The sequence below is a fragment of the Streptosporangium sp. NPDC023615 genome (assembly GCF_040640155.1).
Taxonomy (GTDB): Bacteria; Actinomycetota; Actinomycetes; order Streptosporangiales; family Streptosporangiaceae; genus Streptosporangium.
Window position 1 is genome coordinate 1 of the sequence record NZ_JBFABE010000058.1, and the last position, 20,679, is coordinate 20,679.

Below are 20,679 nucleotides of genomic sequence, written 5' to 3' on the forward strand. Positions count from 1 at the left end.
CGCGCCGGAGCCGTCCTGCTCGCCTACGCCGCCGGCTGGCTGCCCTGGTTCTACTGGGCGATCGCCGACAACCGGACCATGTTCCTGTTCTACGCGATCCCCATGGTGCCCTTCATGATCCTGGCGATCGTGCTCGCGGCGGGGCTGGTCCTCGGCCCGGCGGGCGCCTCTCCGCGCCGGCGGATGGCCGGTGCCGCGGTCGTGGGCGCCTTCGCCCTGCTCGCGCTGGTCAACTTCTGGTGGCTGTACCCGGTGCTCACCGGCGAGCTCATCCCGTACGCCGAGTGGAGTTCACGAATGCTCTTCAAGAAGGGCTGGATCTGAGCGCCCGGATATGAGGCACTTGGAAGACATTTCTTAGGGTAGGCGCCGTGCAGGATCCATTACGTCATGTTCATCGTCAGAGCAGGCCCGCATACGGCAGACTTCGAGGCATGCCTGCACCGGACGTGGCCGCACTCCTGTCCGAGCTGGAGCGTTCCGAGCCCGCCTCGGCCGAGCACGCCCGCAGCGCGGTCGACTGGCTGACCGGCGGCGAGCCGCTGGAGACGATCACCCAGCTCAACGTGTGCGAGTTCCTCTGGTACACCCTGCCCTGCAAGGCCACCGGGGACCGCCACGCGATCGCCCGCGCGCTGGGCCGCCTGCTGCGGCTGGGCGGGCTTGAGCGCTACGCCGCGCTCTGCTTCTCGTCCACGACCGCCCACATCCTGCGCGTCTACGCCCGGCTGGGCGAGGACGCCGGGGCGGCGGCCTACCAGGGCGCCCTGGACGCGACGGGCGTGCTCCCGCCCGACGTTCCCGAGCTCCGGTGGAGTTCGATCATGGGTCCGGAGGAGCTGGGCGCGCACGGCGCCTGCTCGGCCGCGCTGGAACTGGCCATCGTCTCCGGCGAGATCGTCCCCGACCCCGGCGCGCCCGGCGGACATACCGAACACGACGGGCACGACGGGCACGGTGAACGTGACGGGCACGGCGGGTCGCCGCCGTCCGCGGAGGGGCGTCGGCGGCTCACCAGCCGCTGGCTCACCACGCCCCGCCCCGAGCTGGGCGGCGACAACTGGCTCCACCGCGTCCAGGGCGAGCGGCTCAACCGCTGGGTGCTGGGCCGCGGCACCGCCTGGCGTGAGCTCGCCCAGCCCTTCGAGGTACGGCTGCACGCCCCCGTCCCGGCGCCGCGGGAGGCCCACCTGGACGCGCTGCGCTGGCTGCTGGCCGCCGGCCTGCGCCCCGGCGGCGTCCCGCTGACCCAGCGGCACAACCTGGCCCGTTCCGTGCTCGCGGAGAGCGTCTGGAGCGGCGCCGAGCTGGCGGCCGTGCGCGAGGTGGCCCAGGGGCAGATGGGCGCGCTGCGGCAGGCCGGCAGGCGCCTGGTGACCACCCCGGCGGGTGAGCGCCTGCTGGGCGACCCCGATTTGCTCTGGGAGACCGCCGCGGCCGCGCTGCTCGCCCCCGAGTCCGGGGAGAACGGCTTCCGCGCCTCGGCCAGGGAGGTGGCGCTGATGCTGCTCGCCGACGGCGCGCCCGCCGACCGCGACCACGTCGCCGCGGTGATCGACTGCGCGGAGTGGCAGACCGGCGAGGTCGACGCCTCCCTCAACGAGCTGGGAAAGCGCCTGGACGCCTTCGGCCTGCGGGCCGGCGGCCGTCTCACCCCGGCCGGCCGCTCCGCCGCCCTGGCCGCCCTGCGCGGTCACGCCCTGCGCCCCCGCCAGTACGTCCACCTGACCTGACCCGATCGGAATTCGCGCGACGACCTGGGGAGGGACGCCGGCGGTAAAGCGACTATCTTCCGCCGGATCGGGCAGGGGCCACAGGTGCCCGAGTCCACCTCCGCCGGTCGCTCCCCGGCGGCATCCTCCCCGCCCGCCTCCGGTGTCCCGCCGAAGGGACCGAAGGCGCCCGCGCAGCCCTCCGTACCGGAAGGGGCCCCCGCGCCCGCGCAGCCCGCCGTACCGGAGGAGACCGTCGCGCCCACCGGGGCTCCCGAACCGATCCTGACCTCGGCGGGACCGCTCGTGCTGCCCGGTGTCGCGCCCGCTCCCCCCGGCAGGGCCGCGGCCGCCGCCCCGGACAGGCCCGTCCCGCCGGAGGCGCCCGTCGCCGTCCCCCAGGCCCTCCCGTTCGGTCGTCCCGGGCGCTCGATGAGCGGCAACCCGTTCGTGTTCGGTTTCACCGCCGCCCTGGGCGTGCTCACCGCCTGGTGGCTGGTGCAGGCGGTGGTGACGGTCAGCTCGGTGCTGATCCTCATCATCGTCTCGCTCTTCCTGGCCATCGGCCTGAACCCGGCGGTCGAGTTCCTCCAGCGGCGCCGCGTCCCGCGGCCGGGCGCCATCACCGTCGTCTTCCTGGGCGTCATCCTGGTCTTCGTCGTCTTCGGGCTGGCCATCGTCCCCCCGCTGACCACGCAGTCCACGCAGTTCGTCGCCGAGCTCCCGCAGTACGTCCAGGAGCTTCAGGACAACCCGCTCATCCGCGACCTGGACCAGCGCTTCCAGCTCCTGGAGAAGCTCCAGCAGTACGTGACGAGCGGGGACTTCGGCACCCAGATGTTCGGCGGCGTGCTCGGCATCGGGTCGGTCGTCATCGGCGCGGTCTTCAACTCGCTGACGGTCCTGGTGCTGACGCTCTACTTCCTGGGCTCGCTCAAGACGCTCAAGAGGATGGCCTACCGGCTGTTCCCCCGGACCCGCCGCAACCGCGCGGCCCTGCTGGGCGACCAGATCATCGACAGCATCGGCGGGTACGTCGCCGGGAACCTGATCATCTCGCTCATCGCCGGTGTCACGACCTTCATCTTCCTGAGCATCATGGAGGTCCCCTACGCGCTGGCGCTGTCCCTGATCGTGGCGCTCACCGACCTCATCCCGCTGGTCGGCGCCTTCATCGGCGCGGGCGTCGCCTCCCTGGTCGGGTTCTTCGTCTCCCCGACCGTCGGCATCGTCTGCCTGATCTTCTTCACGATCTACCAGCAGATCGAGAACTACTGGATCGCGCCGGCCGTGATGAAGAGCTCGGTCGACGTGCCGCCGCTGGCCACGATCGTCGGCGCCCTGCTGGGCGGCGCGCTGCTCGGCGTGCTGGGGGCGCTGCTCGGCATCCCGATCGTCGCCGCGGTCCTGCTCATCGTCCGGGAGGTGGTCCTGCCCCGGCAGGAGCGCTCCTGACCGGCCCGCCCCGGGTCCGCCACGGCCGCGCCGGCCGTTCCCGGGCCGGCCGTTCCCCGGGCCGGCCGTTCCAGGACCCGCGTCCCCGGACCCGCCGTTCCGGGTCTGTTCGCCCGCGAACCCACCGTTCCCGGAAAGATTTTTCCCTTCTTCGCCTTGAAAGCCCCTGGATCGCAGGAAGATGAGATAAAAGATCGTTTGTAACTACTGTCTCTTCTTGGGGTCTACGTGAAGAAGCACCTCCGACTTCTTGCGGCCCAGCTGTTCGCCGCCACCCTCGTCCTCACCGCTCTCCCCGGCCCGGCCCACGCCGCCACCCCCGCGGACGACGCCCGGCTCGCCGCCGAGTGGCAGGCCGCGTGGGACACCCACCGGTTCCACGAGAACACGCCGCCCGCGCCGGACTCGGGACGGAGCCGGGCCCAGGACAGCATCTCCATCGTGATCGACGCCCCGATCGCCCGGGTGTTCCCGGCGTACCTCGACTTCAGCAACCACATCGGCAAGCACTCCTTCCTGAAGCGGGTCGTCACCCACAGGGACCGGTTCGTGGGGGCCGAGCGCCACATCGACCTGACCGCCGTCGAGGAGATCCCCTACGAGGGCACGACCGTCACCGTCGACACGCACGCCCAGCAGCGCGTCAACTACCAGGGGCACTACTACGAGACGGACAGCTGGACGTTCCCGGGCGTCGTCACCCACCAGAGAATCGTCTTCACGAGGCTGTCCGGTGCGAGGACCGAGGTGACCGAGTACCTCACCTTCGAGGCGGACACCTCGATGATCGACTTCGCCCTCGCGAACGGGGTCGCCTCCCACCGGGCGACGCAGACCGCCCTGAAGCAGGCCATCGAGAACCACGACCTCTGACCCCTCCCCCGACGTCCGCCCCCTCCCGGCCGGACGCGGTTGACCTTGCCGCGACGTCAACGTCTCTAATGGGGACATGATGATCGGCGAGCTCGCCGCGCTGGTCGGGGTGTCCACCCGGACCGTGCGTCACTACCACCACCTGGGCCTCCTTCCCGAGCCCGAGCGCCGGGCCAACGGCTACCGGACCTACCGGTTGCGCGACGCGGTCGTCCTGGCCCGCGTGCGGCGGCTGGCCGAGCTGGGCCTGTCGCTGGACGAGATCCGCGACGTGCTGGCCGACGACCGGGGCCGGGAGCTGCGCGAGGTGCTCCTGGAGCTGGACGCCGACCTGGCCGGGCAGGAGAGGGCCATCGCCGCCCGGCGGGAACGGCTGGCCGCGCTGCTCGCGGAGGCCGACCCGCATCCCGACGCGGCCGTCTCCGCGGAGATGGCGTCGGTGCTGCGCGACCTGTCCGTCGAGGGCTCGGCGTCCGCCGCGGCCGACCGCGAGCTGCTGGCGCTCATGGACACCGTGACCGGCCCGGCCGGCCGGGCCCGGGTGCTCGACCTGCTCCGGCCGCTCACCGAGCCCGAGGCGCTCGCGCGGCGCCCTGCGCCCCGGTGGGCGTCCGGACCCCGCCGCCGGTCGCGTGCCGGGGTGAGGTGCCGTCAGCGGGGACCCTCCCGTGGCCGGGCCCTGACGTGCGCCCGTTCGCCCTGGGGGCCGAACAGGCTGAGCAGTTCCGCCGCCCCGGGCCCGGGGTTGGCGAAGAAGTGCGGGATCCGGGTGTCGAACTCGGCCACCTCTCCGGCGTTCAGCAGCACGTCCCTGTCGTTGAGCCGCAGCCGGACCCTGCCGGACAGCACGTACATCCACTCGTAGCCCTCGTGGACCTGCATCTCGGGCTCGTGCGAGGGCCAGTTCACCGGGACCACCATCTTGTAGGCCTGCAGGCCGCCGGGGCGGCGCGTCAGCGGGACGAACGTCATCCCGTGCCGCTGGAAGGGGCGCGGGTGGACCCGGGGGTCGCCGGTCACGGGCGCGCCGACGAGCTCGTCGAGCGGCACCTGGTGGGCCCGCGCGAGCGGCAGCAGGAGCTCCAGCGTCGGCCTGCGCTGCCCGGCCTCCAGCCGTGAGAGCGTGCTCACCGAGATCCCGGTCGTCGTGGAGAGCTGGGCGAGGGTGACCCCCCTGCTCTGCCGCAGCGACCGCAGCCGGGGACCCACCGCGTGCAGTACGTCGTCAAGGTCGTCCACCCCTCCATAGTGCTGCACCGGCGGGGTGATCCGCGGCGGATCACGCGCCGGCCGCCGCGCGGGCGGGCCGCCCGCTGATCGCATTACCCCCCGGACGCTTATTGACTTCATCTGTAAGAAATGAAAAGTTTCTTTCCTGAGAGCGCTCTCACGCCTCGTCCACCCCCCACTCGAAGGACCCGTCGTGAGATTCAGCATGCTGACCGGCGTGGCGGTACTCGCCGCCGCGCTCGTCCTCCCGCCCGTGTCGGCGCAGGCCGCCACGGTGCCCGGACCCGCCCCGACCCCGCCCGGGGCGGCCACCGCCGAGCAGGCGCTGCAGCGCGACCTCGGGCTGTCCGCCACCGAGGTCCGCGTACGGCAGGCGCACGAGGCCGCGGCCTCCGTGGTGGAGAAGAGGCTCCGCGCCCGCCTGGCCGACCGGTTCGCCGGCGCCTGGTTCGCCCCCGGCGAGGAACGGCTGGCCGTCGGTGTCGTGACCGACGCCGACGCCGCCGTGGTCCGCGCCGCCGGCGCGGTGCCCGTGCCGGTGCCGCGCAGCGAGCGGCAGCTGACCGCCACCAAGGACGCCCTCGACCGGGCCGCCGGCCGCGCGGGCAAGGACGTGCACACCTGGTACGTGGACGTGGCCGCGAACACCGTGGTGGTCTCGGCGGCCGACCGCTCGGCCGCCGAGCGCTTCGTCAGGGCCGGCGACGTCGACTCCGGCGCGGTGCGCGTGGCCGTCGGCGAGGCGCCCAGGACCCTCTACGACATCCGCGGCGGCGACCAGTACGTCATCAACGGCAACACGCTGTGCTCGGTGGGCTTCTCGGTCAACAACGGCGGCTTCGTCACCGCCGGGCACTGCGGCGGCACCGGCAGCCCCACCCTCGGCCACAACAACGTCTCCCAGGGCACCTTCGCGGGCTCGTCGTTCCCGGGCAACGACTACGCCTGGGTGCGCACCAACGGGAACTGGACGCCCCGCCCGTGGGTGAACAACTACGGCGGCGGCAACGTGCCCGTGGCCGGCTCCCAGGAGGCCGTGGTCGGAGCCTCGATCTGCCGCTCCGGGCGGACCACCGGCTGGCGCTGTGGCGTCGTCCAGGCCAAGAACGTGACCGTCAACTACTCCGGTTCCCTGGTCCACGGGCTGACCCAGACCAGCGCCTGCGCCGAGGGCGGCGACTCGGGCGGCGCCTACATCACCGGCGACCAGGCCCAGGGCGTGACCTCCGGCGGCGCCGGCAACTGCTCCAACGGCGGGCACACCTTCTACCAGCCGCTCAACGAGATCCTCGGCGCGTACGGGCTGACCCTGACCACGACCGGCGGCGGGGGCGGCAGCCGGCTCATCGGCTGGCAGGACAGGTGCATCGACATCCCCGACGGGATCCCCGCCGACGGCAAGCGCCTGCGGGTGTGGGACTGCAACACCACCCCCGCCCAGACCTGGACCTTCCCCGGTGACGGCACCGTGCGGGCCATGGGGATGTGCATGGACGTGGCCTGGGGCTCCACCGCCAACGGCGCCGCCATCCAGCTCGCCAACTGCAGCGGCAACCCGGCGCAGCAGTTCGTCCTCAGCGGAGCCGGCGACCTGGTCAACCCGCAGTCCAACAAGTGCGTGGACGTCACGAGCTGGGGCGGCAACGGCACGCAACTGCAGCAGTGGGACTGCCTCGGCGGCGCCAACCAGAAGTGGCGTCGCGGCTGACCCCGTACGCCCGCGGTGAGGCCCGGACGGGGTGACAGCCGCGGTCGAGGTGACACCCGCGCACGACGGCGGCCGCCGGGGCGACGGGTCCGGGACGCCCCGGCCCGCCGCCCCGGCGGCCGTCTGCCGTTCGTCCTCCTCCGCCCTCCCCCGTCCCGCGCCCCGCCCCGCGGGTCGGGGTCCCGCCGCGGGTGCCCCCGCTGTCAGTGCCGCGAGGTCGCGTCGCGGAGCAGCAGGGCCGCCTGCACCCGGTTGGCGCAGCCGAGCTTGGCCAGGACGCGGCTCATGTAGGTCTTGACGGTGGCCTCGGTCATGTGGAGCCGCCGCCCGGCCTCGGCGTTGGACAGCCCCTCGGCGACCAGGGCGAGGACGTCCGCCTCGCGGGCCGTCAGGGCTGCCAGCCGGCGGGAGGCGTCGTGCCCGCGCCGGCCGTCGCCCGGTCCCCGGCCGTCGCCGGAGCCGGCCATGTCGAGCACCTGCCGGGCCACGGCGGGTGACAGGTACGCCTGCCCGGCGTGCGCGGCGCGCACCGCCCGGACCAGTTCCTCCGGGGCGCAGGTCTTCAGCACGAACCCGGACACGCCCTGCCGTACGGCCCGCCGGACGTTCTCCTCGTCGCCGAAGGCGGTGAGGATCACCACGCGCGGTCCCGCCAGTTCCGCCGCCGCGGCCAGGCCGTCCATCACCGGCATGGAGATGTCCAGCAGGGCCACGTCGACGTGGCGCCGGCCGGCGGTCTCGACCGCCTCGCGGCCGTCGCGCGCGACGGCCACCACCTCGATGTCCCCGGCCGACTCCAGGACCGCGCGGATGCCCGCGGTGATGAGGGGTTCGTCGTCGGCGATCAGCACCCTGATCACGCGACGGCCCCGGCGCCGGCCGGTGCCAGCGGCAGCATCGCGACCAGCCTGAACTCGTGGGGCCCCGGCCGGACGCGCAGCAGTCCACCGGCCGCGCCGACGCTCTCCGACAGCCCCGCCAGACCGGTCCCGCCGGTGCCGTCGATCCCGTCGGCGCCGTCGATCCCGTCGGCGCCGTCGATGCCGCCGGGGGGAGCGCGGTGGGGTGCCGGGTTGGCCACGGTGACGAGGAGCGCGTCGGGCTGCCAGTCGAGGGACAGGGTGACCGGCGCGCCCGGAGCGTGCTTGGCCGCGTTGGTCAGTCCCTCCCGGACGACCCGGTAGGCGGCGTGGGCCGCGTCCCCGCCCGGGAGCGGGGCGCTCCGGCCTGACGTCTCGACCGTCACCGCGGCTCCGGCCGCCCGGAAGCGCGCGACGAGGCCGTCGATCCCCTCCAGGCCGGGACCCTCGTGCCGGCGGAGCGCGCCGACCACGTGGTGCAGCTCGGCCGCCGCCGTACGCGCGGCCGCGGCGAGACCGTGCACCGCCCGCCGCTGGTCCTCCGGGAGCGGGCCCACCTCCAGCGCCGCGGCCCGCACGGACACCAGGCTGAGCAGGTGCCCCAGCGAGTCGTGCATGTCACGGGAGATGCGCAGCCGCTCGCGCTCGGCGACGAGGTCCCTCTCCCCGCGCAGGTGCTCCCGCTGCCGGGCCAGGTACCGGCCCGCCAGCAGGGGCGGCACGGTGAGCACCACGGCCCGCGCCGGCACCGTCCACGCCTCCTGACCGCCGGGCGCGCGCTGGGCGACCGACAGGACCACTCCCACGTACGCGGCGAGCACGACGGCCGTCACGACCGCGTCGGCACGGGTGCGGAGGCGGTGACCCGCGTGGAAACCGGTGCAGACCAGCAGCGCCAGCGACCCGCCGGTGAACACCGCCAGCGCCAGGGCGGCGAGAAAGGCCGCGAACGGCAGGCGGCTCACCGCCGCCATCACCGCCGCCACCGACACGGCGTACGCGGCGAGTGCCCATCCCCCCGCCCCGTCCAGCCACAGCAGTGCCGTGTCGGCGGCCGCCACCGCGGCGACGAGGACATACCTCACCATGGGCATCACCCTACTGACCGCCCGTCCGTCCACTTTCGTGAACACGATCGACGACTTTCGGCGGCAGACCGCACCGTTCCCGCGTCCCTAGCGTTCGGGCATGCTCACATCACTCATGGCGCTGGTCGTCCTCGCGTCACCGCTCCCGGCATCCGCGACGCCCCCGGCGCCCCCGGCGCCCGGAGGGCTCGAATGGGGCGCCTGCCCCGGCGCGGGCACGTCCGAACCGCGGTGCGCGGACCTGGCCGTCGCCCTGTCGCCCGGGAGCGACCGGAAGATCACTCTGAAGGTGGCGCGCCTGCCCGCCACCGGGGTCAGGAAGGGAGCGGTGCTGGTCAACTTCGGCGGGCCCCAGGGACACCAGATCGCCACGATGCTCTCCCGCCCGGCCGTCTTCGACAAGATCCGCGCGTCCATGGACGTCGTGACCTGGGACCCGCGCGGCTACCCCGGGCTGAGCAGCCCGGTGCTGCGCTGCGACTGGGGGCTGCTGCGCACCCCGGCGTTCCCGGCCGACCAGGCCGGATTCGACCGGCTCGCCGAGGCCAACAGGGCCAGGGGCGACAGGTGCCGCGACACCGACCCCGAGCTCTTCGACCACATGGACTCGGCGAGCGACGCCCGGGACGCCGACGCCGTCCGGCACGCCCTGGGCGAGGACCGGATGAACTTCATCGGTCTCTCCTACGGCGGCACCATCGCGCAGTCCTACGCCCGGCTGTTCCCCGGCAGGGTACGGACGATCTACATCGACGGCACCCGGAACCACGCCGTGCGCGACTGGCGGCGGGAACTCGACGCCCAGGCCCGGGAGAACGAACGCCTCATCGAGCGCTTCTTCGACTGGGCGCCCCCCGGCACGAGGAGGCGCTGGCGGTCGCTGATCGCCGCGGCGGACCGCGAGCCGATCCCCGCCCCCTCGGTGAACGCCCGCTTCGACGGGACGCAGATACGGGCGCTCGGATTCCTGAAGCTCCGGCCGGGCCCGGCGCGGTGGGACGAGCTCGTGGCGGCCGTCACCGCGGCCGAGGGCGGCGACGCCTCCGGCTTCGCCCTGTCCGCCCGTGAGCCGTACCCCGGCCTTCCCGGCGGCGGGGTGAAGGAGTGCCTCGACTTCCCGCGCCCGGCCGGGCAGGCGGAGCTGGCGCGCGCGGTCCGGCGGCTGCGCGCGATCGCCCCCGACACCGGTGCCGCGTTCCCGCTCGCGTGGCACCTGCCGGTCACCTGCGCCGGCTGGCCGGCACCGGTGGCCAACCCGCCCGCGCCGATGCCCCGTGACCTGCCCCCCGTCCTGGGAGCGGGCACATGGCTGGACTTCGACTCCACCCGGCGGGTCGCCCGGCGGATCCCGGGCAGCCGGACGATCCAGTACGACGGGCCCGGCCACAACCTCTTCGCCGCGATGGCCAACCCGTGCGTCATCGACCACGTCAGCAGATACGTCACCACCCGCCGGCTGCCGTCCCCGGGTACCGTGTGCCCATGATCGATCGGGAGACCGGAACGACCGGTGAGTCCGGCACCCCCCGTGGGGGACGCCGGTTGACCCCGCGCCGGGTGGCAGTCGTCCTCCTCGCCGTCCTCGCCGTCCTGCTCGTCGCCGCCGTGGCCGTGACGGCGCTGGCCTTCCCCTCCGTCGCGGCCACCACCTGCCCCGGCTGCTACGGACTGGAACGGCTCCGGCCCGGCCTGTACACGGAGCCGGGCCTGTCCCCGGAGCGGCGCCGCCAGGTGATCGAGGTCGTCGAGCGGGCGAACCGGCGGGTGAGCGACTTCTACGGCGGGCGGAAGAGCTCGCCGGACGTCCTGGTGTGCCTCACCGACGACTGCTACCGCCGGATCGGCGGCGGCGGGGAACGCGGCGTCGCCGTGCTGAACCGCGCGGTGATGCTCTCCCCGCGCGGCGCCGACCCCGTGATCGCCTCCCACGAGATGTCACACGTGGAACTGCACGCCCGTCTCGGCGGCGAGGTCCCCCAGTGGTTCAACGAAGGGCTCGCGGTCCTGGTCAGCGACGACCCCCGGTACCTCTCCCCGGCCGGCGACCGATGCCTGGCCGAGCCCCGCCCGGCGCTCCCGGCCACGCTGGAGGACTGGCTGCACGCCGCGTCCGCCGACCGGCGGGTCTACGCCGAGGCCGCCTGCCGGGTGAGCCGCTGGGCCGGGGCGGGCGGCGGGCCGCGAGCGGTGCGGGACCTCACCGCACGGCTGTCGGCGGGTGGGTCCTTCGCGGAGGTCACGGGGATCACGGGCCACGCGCCGCCGTCCCGGCCCTGATCCCCCCCACCGACCGGCCGCGTCCTTCGTGCCGGTCGGCCGTGGCCTCCACGCCGACCGGCTCCGGCCCGCGCGCGGCCCGGCCGTGACCCGCGCGCGGCCCGGTCACACCCTTGGCACCGCCCGGTCACACCCCCGACATCGACCGGCCGTACGCTCCCCTGTGCCGACGCGGGGAAAGGCGGGCACCATGAAGATCATCGTCGACGACCTCTCCGGTCCGGAGATCGCCGGGTTCCTCGACGAGCACGTTCGCGAGATGCGGTCCATCACACCTCCGGAGAGCAAGCACGCCCTCGATCTCGACGCGCTCCGCAGGCCCGAGATCACCTTCTGGTCGGTCCTGGACGACGGCGACCTGGTGGGCTGCGGCGCGATCAAGCGGCTGGACGCGGAACACGCCGAGGTCAAGTCGATGCGTACCGCGCCGTCCCGCAAGCGGAGCGGGACCGCCTCCCTGCTGCTGGAGCACATCATCTCCGAGGCACGGCGCATGGGCCTTGCCCGCCTCAGCCTCGAGACCGGCGCGGCCGGCTTCTTCCTGCCCGCAGGCTGTACGAGAAGTTCGGGTTCGGCTACTGCGAACCCTTCGGGGACTACCGGCCCGACCCGCACAGCGTGTTCATGACACGACCCCTCTGACGGGGGCGGCCCGGGGGGCCGAAGCCCTCGGGCGTCGTCCCCCGGCGACCCCCGCCGCCCAGAGGGCCACGCCGATGTAGAGGATCTGCTCGGGGACGCGCTGCCACAGCGGCGTCGCCGGCTCCCCCGCCAGGGTGACCCCGGCCAGCGCGGCGTGGACGTTGGCCGGGAGCATGAGCACGAACAGCAGCGCCAGGCAGATCCCGGCCGCCCGCCGGGTGGCCGTCAGCACCAGCCCCACCGCCCCGGCCAGCTCAAGGACGCCGGTCAGGTACACCACGAGGGCGGGGAACGGGACGAACGGCGGGACCATGGCCGTCATGTCGGCGTGGTTGGGCATGACGGTCACGTCCGACGGGACGAAGTGGGCGGTGGCCGTCATCACCAGCATGACGGCCAGCCCGTGCGCGGCGCTCACCCGCCAGGTGGAGAAGCGCGTCAGGTGGGACACCGCGCCCAGCAGGCGGAAGCACAGCGTGGCGACGACGAGAACGATCAGGGTCATGGGATTCCCTTTCCTTGGATAGCGATACTACCCAATATTGGATAGTTGCGCTATCCAAAAAAGGCCGAGGTTCCCGTCGCCCGATGTCGTCCGCCCGCCGCCGGTGGCCGGTGAGCGGGGGACCCGAGGCCGGGAGGAGTGGCCGGGGAGACCCGTCAGGGCCTCCCCGGTGTTCCCGCGCTCACGGTGCCCTCAGGTCGCCGGCGTTCCCGCGTTCCCGCGTTCCCGCGTTCCCGCGTTCCCGCGTTCGCGGGTTCACGGCGTTCGCGGCGGTCCGGGGGTTACGGCGCGTCGGTTCCGCGCGGGCCGCCGCCCCTGCCGCGGTCGTCCAGGACGAGGGCCTCCCGCCCGTCGACGGTGTAGCGGATGTGGGTGACCTTCGGGGTGTGGACGACCCGGACGGGCGTGAGCTCGATCGCCTCCTTCACCGCGAGGTCGAGGTCGGCGTCGAACAGGCGCATCCCGGCGCCCAGGACGGTCGGGACGATGTGCAGCTCCAGCTCGTCCAGCAGACCGGCCTTGACGACCTGGCGCAGCAGGGTGCCGCCCCCGGCGATCGCCACGTTCTTGCCGCCCGCGACCGCGCGGGCCTGCTCGACGGCGCCGGCGACCCCGTCGGTGACGTAGGTGAAGCTGGTCCCGCCCCTGCGCCTCAGGACCTCGCGGGGGCGGTGGGTCACGACGAACACCGGCGCGCGGAAGGGCGGCTCCTCGCCCCAGGGCACCTCTCCCCCGTCCATCATGTTCCGCCCCATGACGTACGCCCCGGCCGCCTCGAACGACTCGGCGATGATGTCGGAGTCGACGTCGTCCTCACCGCCCCGGAAACCCTGCCGCTCGCGCCAGGCCATGGCGTCGACCGCCCATCGGGTGATCCGGTAGAAGCCCGCGGCCTCCGCCGACTCCAGCCAGCTCCCCGTGCCGTCGTGGCGCGGGCCGGCGTAGTGGCCGTCAAGTGAGATCGACATCTGTGCCGTCACCTTGGTCATGTCGTTCCGCCCCTTCGTGCGGGCCCCTCGGTGGGCCCGTTCGGGGAGGGAACGGAGCCGCGGACGGGATTTCTACACGCCCGCGCCGGAAATCACGACTCACCCCGCGCAGCGGGCGGCTCGCCCCAGGAGGAACCGCCGCTCGGGCCGGCTGCCGGCCAGGCGCGCGGCCTCCCGGTAGGCCTCGGCGGCCTCGGCGGCCCGGCCGTCCCGGTCGAGCAGGTGGGCGCGGACCGCCAGCAGCCGGTGGTGACCGGCGAGCGCCCCGGACTCCAGCCCGTCCAGCAGGGCCAGCCCGGCTCGCGGCCCGCGCACCATCGCCAGCGCGACCGCCCGGTTGAGGGTGGTGACGGGGTTGGGCTCCAGGCGCTCCAGGATCTCGTACAGCCCCAGGATCTGCCGCCAGTCGGTGTCCTCGGCCGACGGCGCCTCGTCGTGCACCGCCGCGATGGCCGCCTGCACCTGGTACGGCCCGATCGGCCCGGTCGCCAGCGTGCGGGCGACGAGCTCGGTCCCCTCGGCGACGGCGGCGGCGTCCCAGCGGGACCGGTCCTGCTCCGCCAGCGGTACCAGCACGCCGTCGGGGCCCGTACGCGCCGCGGCGCGGGCCTCGGTCAGCAGCATCAGCGCCAGCAGGCCCGCGGTCTCGCCGGACCCGGGGAGCCGCGCGTGCAGCCGTCGTACGAGATGCAGGGCCTGCCGGGTCAGTTCGGGCCGGCGCAATCGTGAGCCGGCGCTGGCGCTGTAGCCCTCGTTGAACACGAGGTACAGCACGTGCAGCACGACCCGCAGCCGTGGCCCGTGCTCGGGGTCCGTGGGCGCCTCGAAGCGCGCCCCGGCCTCGCGCAGGCGCTGCTTGGCCCGTGAGATCCGCTGTCCCATCGTCTTCTCGGGCACCAGGAATGACGCGGCCACCTCACCGGTGGTCAGCCCGGCGACCGCCCGCAGCGTGAGCGCCATCTGCGACGCGACGGTCAGCGCCGGGTGGCAGCACAGGAACAGCAGCTCCAGCAGGTCGTCGCGGGTCTCCTCGGCGTCCGGCGGCGGCGCGACCAGCGCGTCGCGCGGCGTGGCGTCGAGGGCGGCCCGCTCGCGGCGCTCCCTGGCGCCGTCGGAGCGGACCTGGTCGATGTAGCGGTTCGCGGCGACCGTCACGAGCCACCCCAGCGGACGGGCCGGGACGCCGTCACGCGGCCAGGCGCCCGCCGCGGTGATCAGCGCCTCCTGCGTCGCGTCCTCGCACCGGGCGAAGTCGCCGTAGCGGCGCACGAGCGAACCGAGCACCCGGGAGGCCAGCGACCTCAGCAGCTCCTCGACGGGGTCGTCGGCACCCGGCGGCCTCTCGACCGGGTCGTCGGAGCCCGGCGCCGCCCCGGCCGGATCGCCGGTCGCCCGCGGCTCCCCCACCGGACCGTCAGGTTTCGGCACTCGCCCAGCCACGCTCCATCAGCGGCCACACCTCCAGGCCGCCCACGCCGTGACGCAGCCCGGGATAGGACCTGGCGATCTCCAGGGCCCGCCGCTCGTCGTCGACCTCGACCACGAAGTAGGAGCCGACGTACTCCTTCGCCTCGATGTAGGGGCCGTCGGTGACGACCACGTCGCCCGGCACCGGCCGGACCGACCGCGGCCGGGCGACCAGCCCCTCGGAGTCGATCAGCTCTCCGGACTCGCGCAGCGCGGCGTTGAAACCGTCGACCTCGTCGATCAGCCGCGCCAGCTCCTCCGGCCCCAGGCTGTTCCAGATCTCCTCGTTGCCGTAGATCAGCATCAGGTATCTCACCGCGGGGTCCCCGTCCTCGTCCTCGTCGTCCTCGTCCTCGTCGTCCTCGTCATCTTCGTCATCCTCGTCACCGGACCGACGCCGCCTCCCGGAGGGGCCGGCCCGCTCGTCCTGCCCCGATTCTGCCCCAGCGGGGACGGTCGCCGGATACGCTCGGCAGATATACAAACGATCGGTCGTTAATATAGTGTGCCTCCATGACGACCGACGGGCGACGACTGCGCGGGCTGCGCAGCCGGGAGGCGATCCTGGAGCAGGCGGTGAGCCTGGCCTCGGTCGAGGGGCTGAACGGGCTCTCCCTGGGACGGCTCGCCACGGCGACCGGCACCAGCAAGTCCGGATTTTTCTCCCATTGGCAGGACAAAGAGGAGCTGCAGCTCGACGCGGTGGAATGGGCCGTCCGGCAGTGGACCGAGGCGGTGGTGGCCCCGGCGCTGGAGGCTCCCGCCGGGGTGCGGCGACTGTTCGCGTTGCACGAGGCGCGGCTGCGGTTCTACAGCGACGGCGTGCTGCCCGGCGGGTGCTTCTTCTTCAGCGTGCAGGCCGAGTTCGACGACCGGCCCGGGGCGGTGCGCGACCGTGTCTCACGGGCCCTGCACGACTGGCTGGGGTTCATCCGGCGGCAGGTGACCGAGGCGGTGGAGCTGGGCGAGCTGGCCGGAAGCGTGGACCCGGCCCAGCTCGCGTACGAGATCGACGCGCTCGGGGAGATGATCGTCCTCCACTCGCGCCTGCACGACGGGCCGGCCGCCTTCGTCCACGGTCGCCGTGCCGTGCTGCAGCGCCTGCGCGCGCTCTGCCCGGACCCCTCACTTCTCCCGGAGGACCGACCATGATCGACGACGGTGTCCACGAACCGGTCCAGGTGCATTTCGACGACCTCGACGCCATGGGCCTGCTGCACAACTCCCGCTACTCCCTGCTGGTCGAGCGGGCGATCAGCGCGTACTGGCGACGCCTGGGCTGGGCGCCCGACCCGGCCCGGTCGGCGTTCAGGGACGTCTTCCTGGCCGTACGCGAGTTCAAGGTGACCTACCACGTTCCCATCGCCGGGGCGGGCGAGCCGCTGGTGCACTTCTGGATCGACCGCCTGGGCCGCAGCAGCGGCGTGTACGGCTTCCGCGTGCTGTCGGCCGACCGCGCCGTGGTGCACGCCGAGGGCTACCGCGTCAACGTCAACCTGGACCCGGCCACGTTGCGGCCCGCGCCGTTCAGCGACGAGCTGCGCGCCGCCGCCGGCTCCCTGCTCCGCCGTACGGCGGCGGCGGCCCGCTGAGGTCCCGCCGGGTCACCGCTGCGCGGAGCCGGTCGGACCCGCGGAGCCCGCGGAGCTCGCGGAGCTCGCGGAGCTCGCGGACTCCGTGGGCTCCGCGACACCCGTGGGATCCGTGGGCGGGGCGGGTCGTGGCCGGATGTGGTGGCGGCCGATGGGGAGCATCAGGGGGCGGCCGGAGACGGGGTCGGCGATGATGCGGCTGTCGAGACCGAAGACGGCGCGGACCACGTCCTCGGTGAGGACCTCCTCCGGGGTGCCGGAGGCGTGCAGGCGCCCCTCGGCCAGGGCGATGAGGTGGTCGGCGTAGCGGGCCGCGAGGTTGAGGTCGTGCAGGACCATCACGATGGTGGTGCCGCGCGTGCGGTTCAGGTCGGTCAGCAGGTCCAGGACGTCGATCTGGTGGCTGGCGTCGAGGAAGGTGGTGGGCTCGTCCAGCAGGAGCAGGTCGGTCTGCTGGGCCAGTGCCATGGCGATCCAGACCCGCTGGCGCTGGCCGCCGGACAGCTCGTCGACCGCGCGGTCGGCCAGGTCCGTCGTCCGGGTGGCCTCCAGGGCGGCCGCCACCGCGGCGTCGTCCCCGTCGTTCCACCGGGAGAAGATCCCCTGGTGGGGATGGCGGCCACGGCCGACGAGGTCGAGCACGGTGATGCCCTCGGGCGCGACCGGCGACTGGGGCAGCAGCCCGAGCGTGCGGGCCAGTTCCTTGGCGGGCATGCGGTGCACCTGCCTGCCGTCCAGGACGACACGGCCCTCGCGGGGCCGCAGCAGCCGCGACAGGGAGCGCAGGAGCGTCGACTTGCCGGAGGCGTTCGCGCCGACGACGACCGTGATCTCACCGGGCGGCACGGTCAGGTCGAGGGACTCGACGACGACGCGGTCGCCGTAGCCGAGCGTGAGGCCCTCGGCCGCGAGGGAGTGGGACGTGGTCACAGCGAGCCTCCGGCCCGATGGGTGCGGACGATCAGGTAGACGAGGTACGGCGCGCCGAGGACCCCGGTGACGACGCCGACCGGGTAGCGGATGTCGAACGCGAACTGGCCGGTGAAGTCGGCGACGAGGACCAGGAGGGCGCCGACGAGCCCGGCGGGCACGAGCAGGGAGCCGTTCGCGCCGACGAGGCGGGCCGCGATGGGCCCGGACAGGAACGCCACGAACGCGATCGGCCCCGCCGCCGACGTGGCGAAGGCGATCAGGCCGACGGCGGCGACGATCACCGTGATGCGGGTGCGTTCGACGCGGACCCCGAGGGCGGAGGCGGTGTCGTCGCCGAGCTGCATCGCCGACAGGTCACGCCCCTGCGACAGCAGGACGGGCGCGAGGACGGCCAGCGCGACGACGACGGGCACGACCTGCTCCCAGGCCGTGCCGTTGAGACTGCCGGTCAGCCAGCGCAGGGCCTCCTGCAGGTCCCAGTCGGCGGCCTGGGACAGGACGTAGGAGGTGATGCTCTCCAGCATGGCGGCGATCCCGATGCCGATCAGGATGAGCCGCGTGCCGACGACCCCGTCCCGGAACGCCAGGGTGTACACCAGCAGCGCCACGGCGAGGGCGGAGACGATGGCGAGGAACGACACCTGGGCCCGCTCCAGGGACAGCGACACGATCGCGATGGCCGCCGCGGCGCTCGCCGCCCAGCTGATGCCGATGATGTCGGGACTGGCCAGCGGGTTGCGGAGCATCGTCTGGAAGGTGACGCCGCCCAGCCCGAAGCAGAGCCCCGCCGCCACGGCGAGGACGGCCCGCGGCAGCCGGAGCCGCCCGACCGTGAAGGACGCGCCGGGGACCTGCTCGCCGAGGACGACGCGGACCACGTCGCCGAGCGGGTAGAACGTCTGCCCGGCCATCAGGGTCACGAGGAACCCGGCGACGACGAGTACCGCCAGGGTCATGACGACGACGCGGCGGCGGGAGGCGCGGCGACGCCGGCCCTGGGCGACCATCCGGGCGACGGGCGTCCGGACGGCGGCAGGAACGGGGGCGGGGGCGCTCACGGCTTCCCCTCCGCCGGAGCCGTGGGCGCGACGCCACCGTGTCCGGCGGCTCGCTCGCTACGCTCGCTCACAGGTCACGCACCTTCTGACTGCGGACGATGTGGATGAAGAACGGGGCGCCGATCAGCGCCGTGACGATGCCCACCTCGATGTCCTGCGGGCGCGCCACCACGCGGCCGACGACGTCGGCCGCGGTGAGCAGCGACGCGCCGACCAGGGCCGAGAACGGCAGCAGCCAGCGGTGGTCGACGCCGACCAGCATGCGGCACGCGTGCGGGACGACGAGCCCGACGAAGGCGATCGGCCCGGCGACGGCCGTGGACGCGCCGCACAGGACGACGGCGCCGAGGGCCGCCGTGGCCCGGATGAGGACGACGCGCTCACCCAGCCCGGCCGCGATCTCGTCGCCCAGGGCGAGCGAGTTCAGCGCCCGCGCCGACAGCAGGCACACGGCGAAGCCGACGGCGAGGAACGGCAGGATCTGCCCGATGCGCTCGTAGGACGCGCCGCCGACCCCGCCGATCTGCCAGAGCCGGAAGGCCCCGGCGATGTCGTTGCGGGGCAGGACGACGGCGCTGACCAGGGACGCGAAGGCCGCCGACGTGGCGGCGCCGGCGAGCGCGAGCTTCAGGGGTGTGGCCCCGCCGCGCCCGAGGGAACCGACGGTGTAGACGAACACGGCCGAGACGGCGGCCCCGGCCATCGCGACCCAGACGTACCCGACCGGCGAGGTGAGCCCGAAGAACGCGACGGCGCTGACGACGAAGAGCGACGCGCCCATGTTGACGCCCAGGATGCCCGGGTCGGCCAGCGGGTTGCGGGTCACGCCCTGCATGACCGCTCCGGAGAGGCCGAGCGCGGCGCCGACGACGATCGCGAGCAGGGTACGCGGCACCCGCTTGACGACCGCCGCCTGTTCGATGGAGCCGTCCGCGCCGCCGAGGGCGGTCCAGACGTCGGACCAGGTGACGTCGCGGGAGCCCAGGGCGACGGAGGCCACCGTGAGCGCGGCCAGCACCAGGAGCACGACGAGCAGCCACAGGACGCGGACACGCGCCGGACGCCGTACGAGGACGGCGTCCGGCGCGCGACCGGTGTCGACCGGTGTCAACTGACCTTGTCCGCGGCCTCGGCGAGCGCCTTGGCGTAGTCCTCCAGCACCCAGGAGATCGACAGCGGGGTCGGGTTCGCGGCGGTGCCCAGGGGCGTGCTGTCGGGCAGCAGGTACACCGAGCCGCGCTTGACGGCGGGGATCTTCGACAGCAGCGGGTCCTTGCGGATCTTCGCGAGCAGTTCGCCCTTCGCGTCGCCGTACCCGGTGATGATGTCGACGTCGTCGAACAGGTCGATCTGCTCGGCGCTCCGCGTCAGGGCGAACTTGTCCGTGCCCTCGGACGCCTTGGTGATGCTGCCGGGGATCGTCAGCCCGAGGTCCTCGAAGAACAGCGTGCGGGTGTCGTGCGTGGTGTAGAAGCCGACCTCGCTCACGTCGTTGGGGTCGACGTGCGTCATGAACATCGCCGACTTGCCCTTGAGCTGCGGGTACTTCGCGGCGACCTCGGCGATGTCGCCCTCGATGTCACCGATGAGCCTGTCGCCCTCGGCGGCGAGGCCGATCGCCTTGCTGTTCAGCTGGATGATCTCGCGCCACGGGGTCGCCCACGCGGCCTTCGGGTAGGCCACCACCGGGGCGATCGTGCTCAGCGTCTCGTAGTCCTGCTTGGTCAGGCCCGAGTAGGCGGCCAGGATCACGTCCGGCTTCGTGTCGGCGACGGCCTCGAAGTCGATGCCGTCGGTCTCGTCGAACAGGACGGGCGTCTTGGCGTTGAGCTCCTCCAGGCGCTTCTTCACCCAGGGCAGGAGCCCGTCCTTGTCGTCGTCGCCGAAGTTCGCGGCGGCCATGCCGACCGGGACGACGCCGAGGGCCAGCGGCGCCTCGTGGTTGGCCCAGTTGACCGTGGCCACCCGCTGCGGCTTCGCCGGGATGGTGGTCGTCCCCAGCGCGTGCTCGATCGTCAGGGGGAAGGCGCCGGAGTCGCTGCTCGCGCTGGTGCTCGGGGCGGTGCTCGCGCTCGCGCTCCCGGCCGGGGTCTCCGTCTGGCCGCCGCAGCCCGCGATGCCCAGCAGGACGGCCGCGACGGCGAGGATGCGAAGGCTACGTGGACGCTTCAATCCGTACTCCACTTTCAGGAATCTCCACTGGCGCCGGCCCTCACCCGTCCGGATCGCGGGACGCGTCCGTGGAGCGGTGCACCGTACTTCCGCACAGTTTGATCTAGTTAGGTAAGGC

20 protein-coding genes and 2 pseudogenes are annotated in these 20,679 nt (G+C 73.5%); 11 read left to right on the forward strand and 11 right to left on the reverse strand.

The window, feature by feature from the left end; all coding sequences use genetic code 11:
* The 5 genes and pseudogenes from AB0G16_RS29725 to AB0G16_RS29745 all read left to right on the forward strand — a co-directional run.
* Positions 1-324: pseudogene (locus AB0G16_RS29725) on the forward strand (phospholipid carrier-dependent glycosyltransferase); the annotation flags it as partial.
* A gap of 110 nt (positions 325-434) precedes the next feature.
* The gene (locus AB0G16_RS29730) at positions 435-1,733 is read left to right on the forward strand and encodes a hypothetical protein (protein ID WP_362812166.1); all 1,299 of its coding nucleotides are present in this window, start codon (positions 435-437) and stop codon (positions 1,731-1,733) included.
* Between the two features lie 84 nt (positions 1,734-1,817).
* Positions 1,818-3,167, forward strand: coding sequence for an AI-2E family transporter (locus tag AB0G16_RS29735; RefSeq protein ID WP_362812169.1), 1,350 nt, complete (start codon positions 1,818-1,820; stop codon positions 3,165-3,167).
* Between the two features lie 228 nt (positions 3,168-3,395).
* Complete coding sequence (locus AB0G16_RS29740; RefSeq protein ID WP_362812173.1) at positions 3,396-4,040, forward strand: hypothetical protein; 645 nt, start codon at positions 3,396-3,398, stop codon at positions 4,038-4,040.
* Between the two features lie 79 nt (positions 4,041-4,119).
* Positions 4,120-4,308 (forward strand): annotated as a pseudogene (locus AB0G16_RS29745) (MerR family transcriptional regulator); the annotation flags it as partial.
* A gap of 383 nt (positions 4,309-4,691) precedes the next feature.
* Here the strand turns inward: AB0G16_RS29745 and AB0G16_RS29750 are convergent.
* Positions 4,692-5,279, reverse strand: coding sequence for an XRE family transcriptional regulator (locus AB0G16_RS29750; RefSeq protein WP_362812176.1), 588 nt, complete (start codon positions 5,277-5,279; stop codon positions 4,692-4,694).
* Positions 5,280-5,463: 184 nt separating this feature from the next.
* Between AB0G16_RS29750 and AB0G16_RS29755 the strand changes: the two genes are divergently transcribed.
* Positions 5,464-6,978, forward strand: a complete 1,515-nt coding sequence (locus tag AB0G16_RS29755; protein WP_362812179.1) for a ricin-type beta-trefoil lectin domain protein — start codon at positions 5,464-5,466, stop codon at positions 6,976-6,978.
* A gap of 203 nt (positions 6,979-7,181) precedes the next feature.
* On the opposite strand, the gene AB0G16_RS29760 is transcribed toward AB0G16_RS29755, so the two are convergent.
* Positions 7,182-7,838, reverse strand: a complete 657-nt coding sequence (locus tag AB0G16_RS29760) for a response regulator transcription factor (RefSeq protein ID WP_362812181.1) — start codon at positions 7,836-7,838, stop codon at positions 7,182-7,184.
* Positions 7,835-8,926 (reverse strand): histidine kinase, encoded by a 1,092-nt coding sequence (locus AB0G16_RS29765; RefSeq protein ID WP_362812184.1) that lies wholly within the window; start codon positions 8,924-8,926, stop codon positions 7,835-7,837. The genes AB0G16_RS29760 and AB0G16_RS29765 overlap by 4 nt, the downstream gene beginning before the upstream one ends.
* Positions 8,927-9,026: 100 nt before the next feature.
* Between AB0G16_RS29765 and AB0G16_RS29770 the strand changes: the two genes are divergently transcribed.
* The 3 genes from AB0G16_RS29770 (at position 9,027) to AB0G16_RS29780 (ending at position 11,831) form a co-directional block, all read left to right on the forward strand.
* Entirely contained in the window at positions 9,027-10,412 is a 1,386-nt protein-coding gene (locus tag AB0G16_RS29770; protein WP_362812187.1) for an alpha/beta hydrolase, read from the forward strand.
* Positions 10,409-11,203: a hypothetical protein gene (locus AB0G16_RS29775; protein WP_362812190.1), complete on the forward strand. Its 795-nt coding sequence runs from the start codon at positions 10,409-10,411 to the stop codon at positions 11,201-11,203. Before AB0G16_RS29770 ends, AB0G16_RS29775 begins: the two co-directional genes overlap by 4 nt.
* Before the next feature lie 190 nt (positions 11,204-11,393).
* A complete protein-coding gene (locus AB0G16_RS29780; RefSeq protein WP_362812193.1) occupies positions 11,394-11,831 on the forward strand; it encodes a GNAT family N-acetyltransferase in 438 nt (145 codons plus the stop codon).
* Here the strand turns inward: AB0G16_RS29780 and AB0G16_RS29785 are convergent.
* The 4 genes from AB0G16_RS29785 to AB0G16_RS29800 all read right to left on the reverse strand — a co-directional run bounded on the left by AB0G16_RS29785 (position 11,826) and on the right by AB0G16_RS29800 (position 15,122).
* Positions 11,826-12,350 carry a hypothetical protein gene (locus AB0G16_RS29785; protein WP_362812196.1) on the reverse strand — a complete coding sequence of 175 codons (525 nt, stop codon included), beginning with the start codon at positions 12,348-12,350 and terminating at the stop codon, positions 11,826-11,828. The genes AB0G16_RS29780 and AB0G16_RS29785 overlap by 6 nt on opposite strands.
* A 281-nt stretch (positions 12,351-12,631) precedes the next feature.
* Positions 12,632-13,339, reverse strand: coding sequence for a dihydrofolate reductase family protein (locus tag AB0G16_RS29790; RefSeq protein ID WP_362812199.1), 708 nt, complete (start codon positions 13,337-13,339; stop codon positions 12,632-12,634).
* Between the two features lie 99 nt (positions 13,340-13,438).
* Entirely contained in the window at positions 13,439-14,767 is a 1,329-nt protein-coding gene (locus tag AB0G16_RS29795; RefSeq protein ID WP_362812202.1) for a sigma-70 family RNA polymerase sigma factor, read from the reverse strand.
* Positions 14,754-15,122, reverse strand: coding sequence for a YciI family protein (locus AB0G16_RS29800; protein WP_362812205.1), 369 nt, complete (start codon positions 15,120-15,122; stop codon positions 14,754-14,756). Before AB0G16_RS29800 ends, AB0G16_RS29795 begins: the two co-directional genes overlap by 14 nt.
* A gap of 197 nt (positions 15,123-15,319) precedes the next feature.
* Between AB0G16_RS29800 and AB0G16_RS29805 the strand changes: the two genes are divergently transcribed.
* Together AB0G16_RS29805 and AB0G16_RS29810 are read left to right on the forward strand one after the other, a co-directional pair.
* Positions 15,320-15,958 carry a helix-turn-helix domain-containing protein gene (locus AB0G16_RS29805; protein WP_362812208.1) on the forward strand — a complete coding sequence of 213 codons (639 nt, stop codon included), beginning with the start codon at positions 15,320-15,322 and terminating at the stop codon, positions 15,956-15,958.
* Complete coding sequence (locus tag AB0G16_RS29810; RefSeq protein WP_362812211.1) at positions 15,955-16,398, forward strand: thioesterase family protein; 444 nt, start codon at positions 15,955-15,957, stop codon at positions 16,396-16,398. Before AB0G16_RS29805 ends, AB0G16_RS29810 begins: the two co-directional genes overlap by 4 nt.
* 12 nt (positions 16,399-16,410) lie before the next feature.
* Here AB0G16_RS29810 and AB0G16_RS29815 read toward each other — a convergent pair whose 3' ends face one another.
* From AB0G16_RS29815 to AB0G16_RS29830, 4 genes are all read right to left on the reverse strand, one after another.
* A complete protein-coding gene (locus AB0G16_RS29815; protein WP_362812214.1) occupies positions 16,411-17,328 on the reverse strand; it encodes an ABC transporter ATP-binding protein in 918 nt (305 codons plus the stop codon).
* A complete protein-coding gene (locus tag AB0G16_RS29820) occupies positions 17,325-18,338 on the reverse strand; it encodes an iron ABC transporter permease (protein ID WP_362812305.1) in 1,014 nt (337 codons plus the stop codon). The genes AB0G16_RS29815 and AB0G16_RS29820 overlap by 4 nt, the downstream gene beginning before the upstream one ends.
* A 118-nt stretch (positions 18,339-18,456) precedes the next feature.
* Complete coding sequence (locus tag AB0G16_RS29825) at positions 18,457-19,500, reverse strand: iron ABC transporter permease (protein WP_362812217.1); 1,044 nt, start codon at positions 19,498-19,500, stop codon at positions 18,457-18,459.
* Positions 19,497-20,561, reverse strand: a complete 1,065-nt coding sequence (locus tag AB0G16_RS29830; protein ID WP_362812220.1) for an iron-siderophore ABC transporter substrate-binding protein — start codon at positions 20,559-20,561, stop codon at positions 19,497-19,499. Before AB0G16_RS29830 ends, AB0G16_RS29825 begins: the two co-directional genes overlap by 4 nt.
* Positions 20,562-20,679 lie beyond the last annotated feature (118 nt).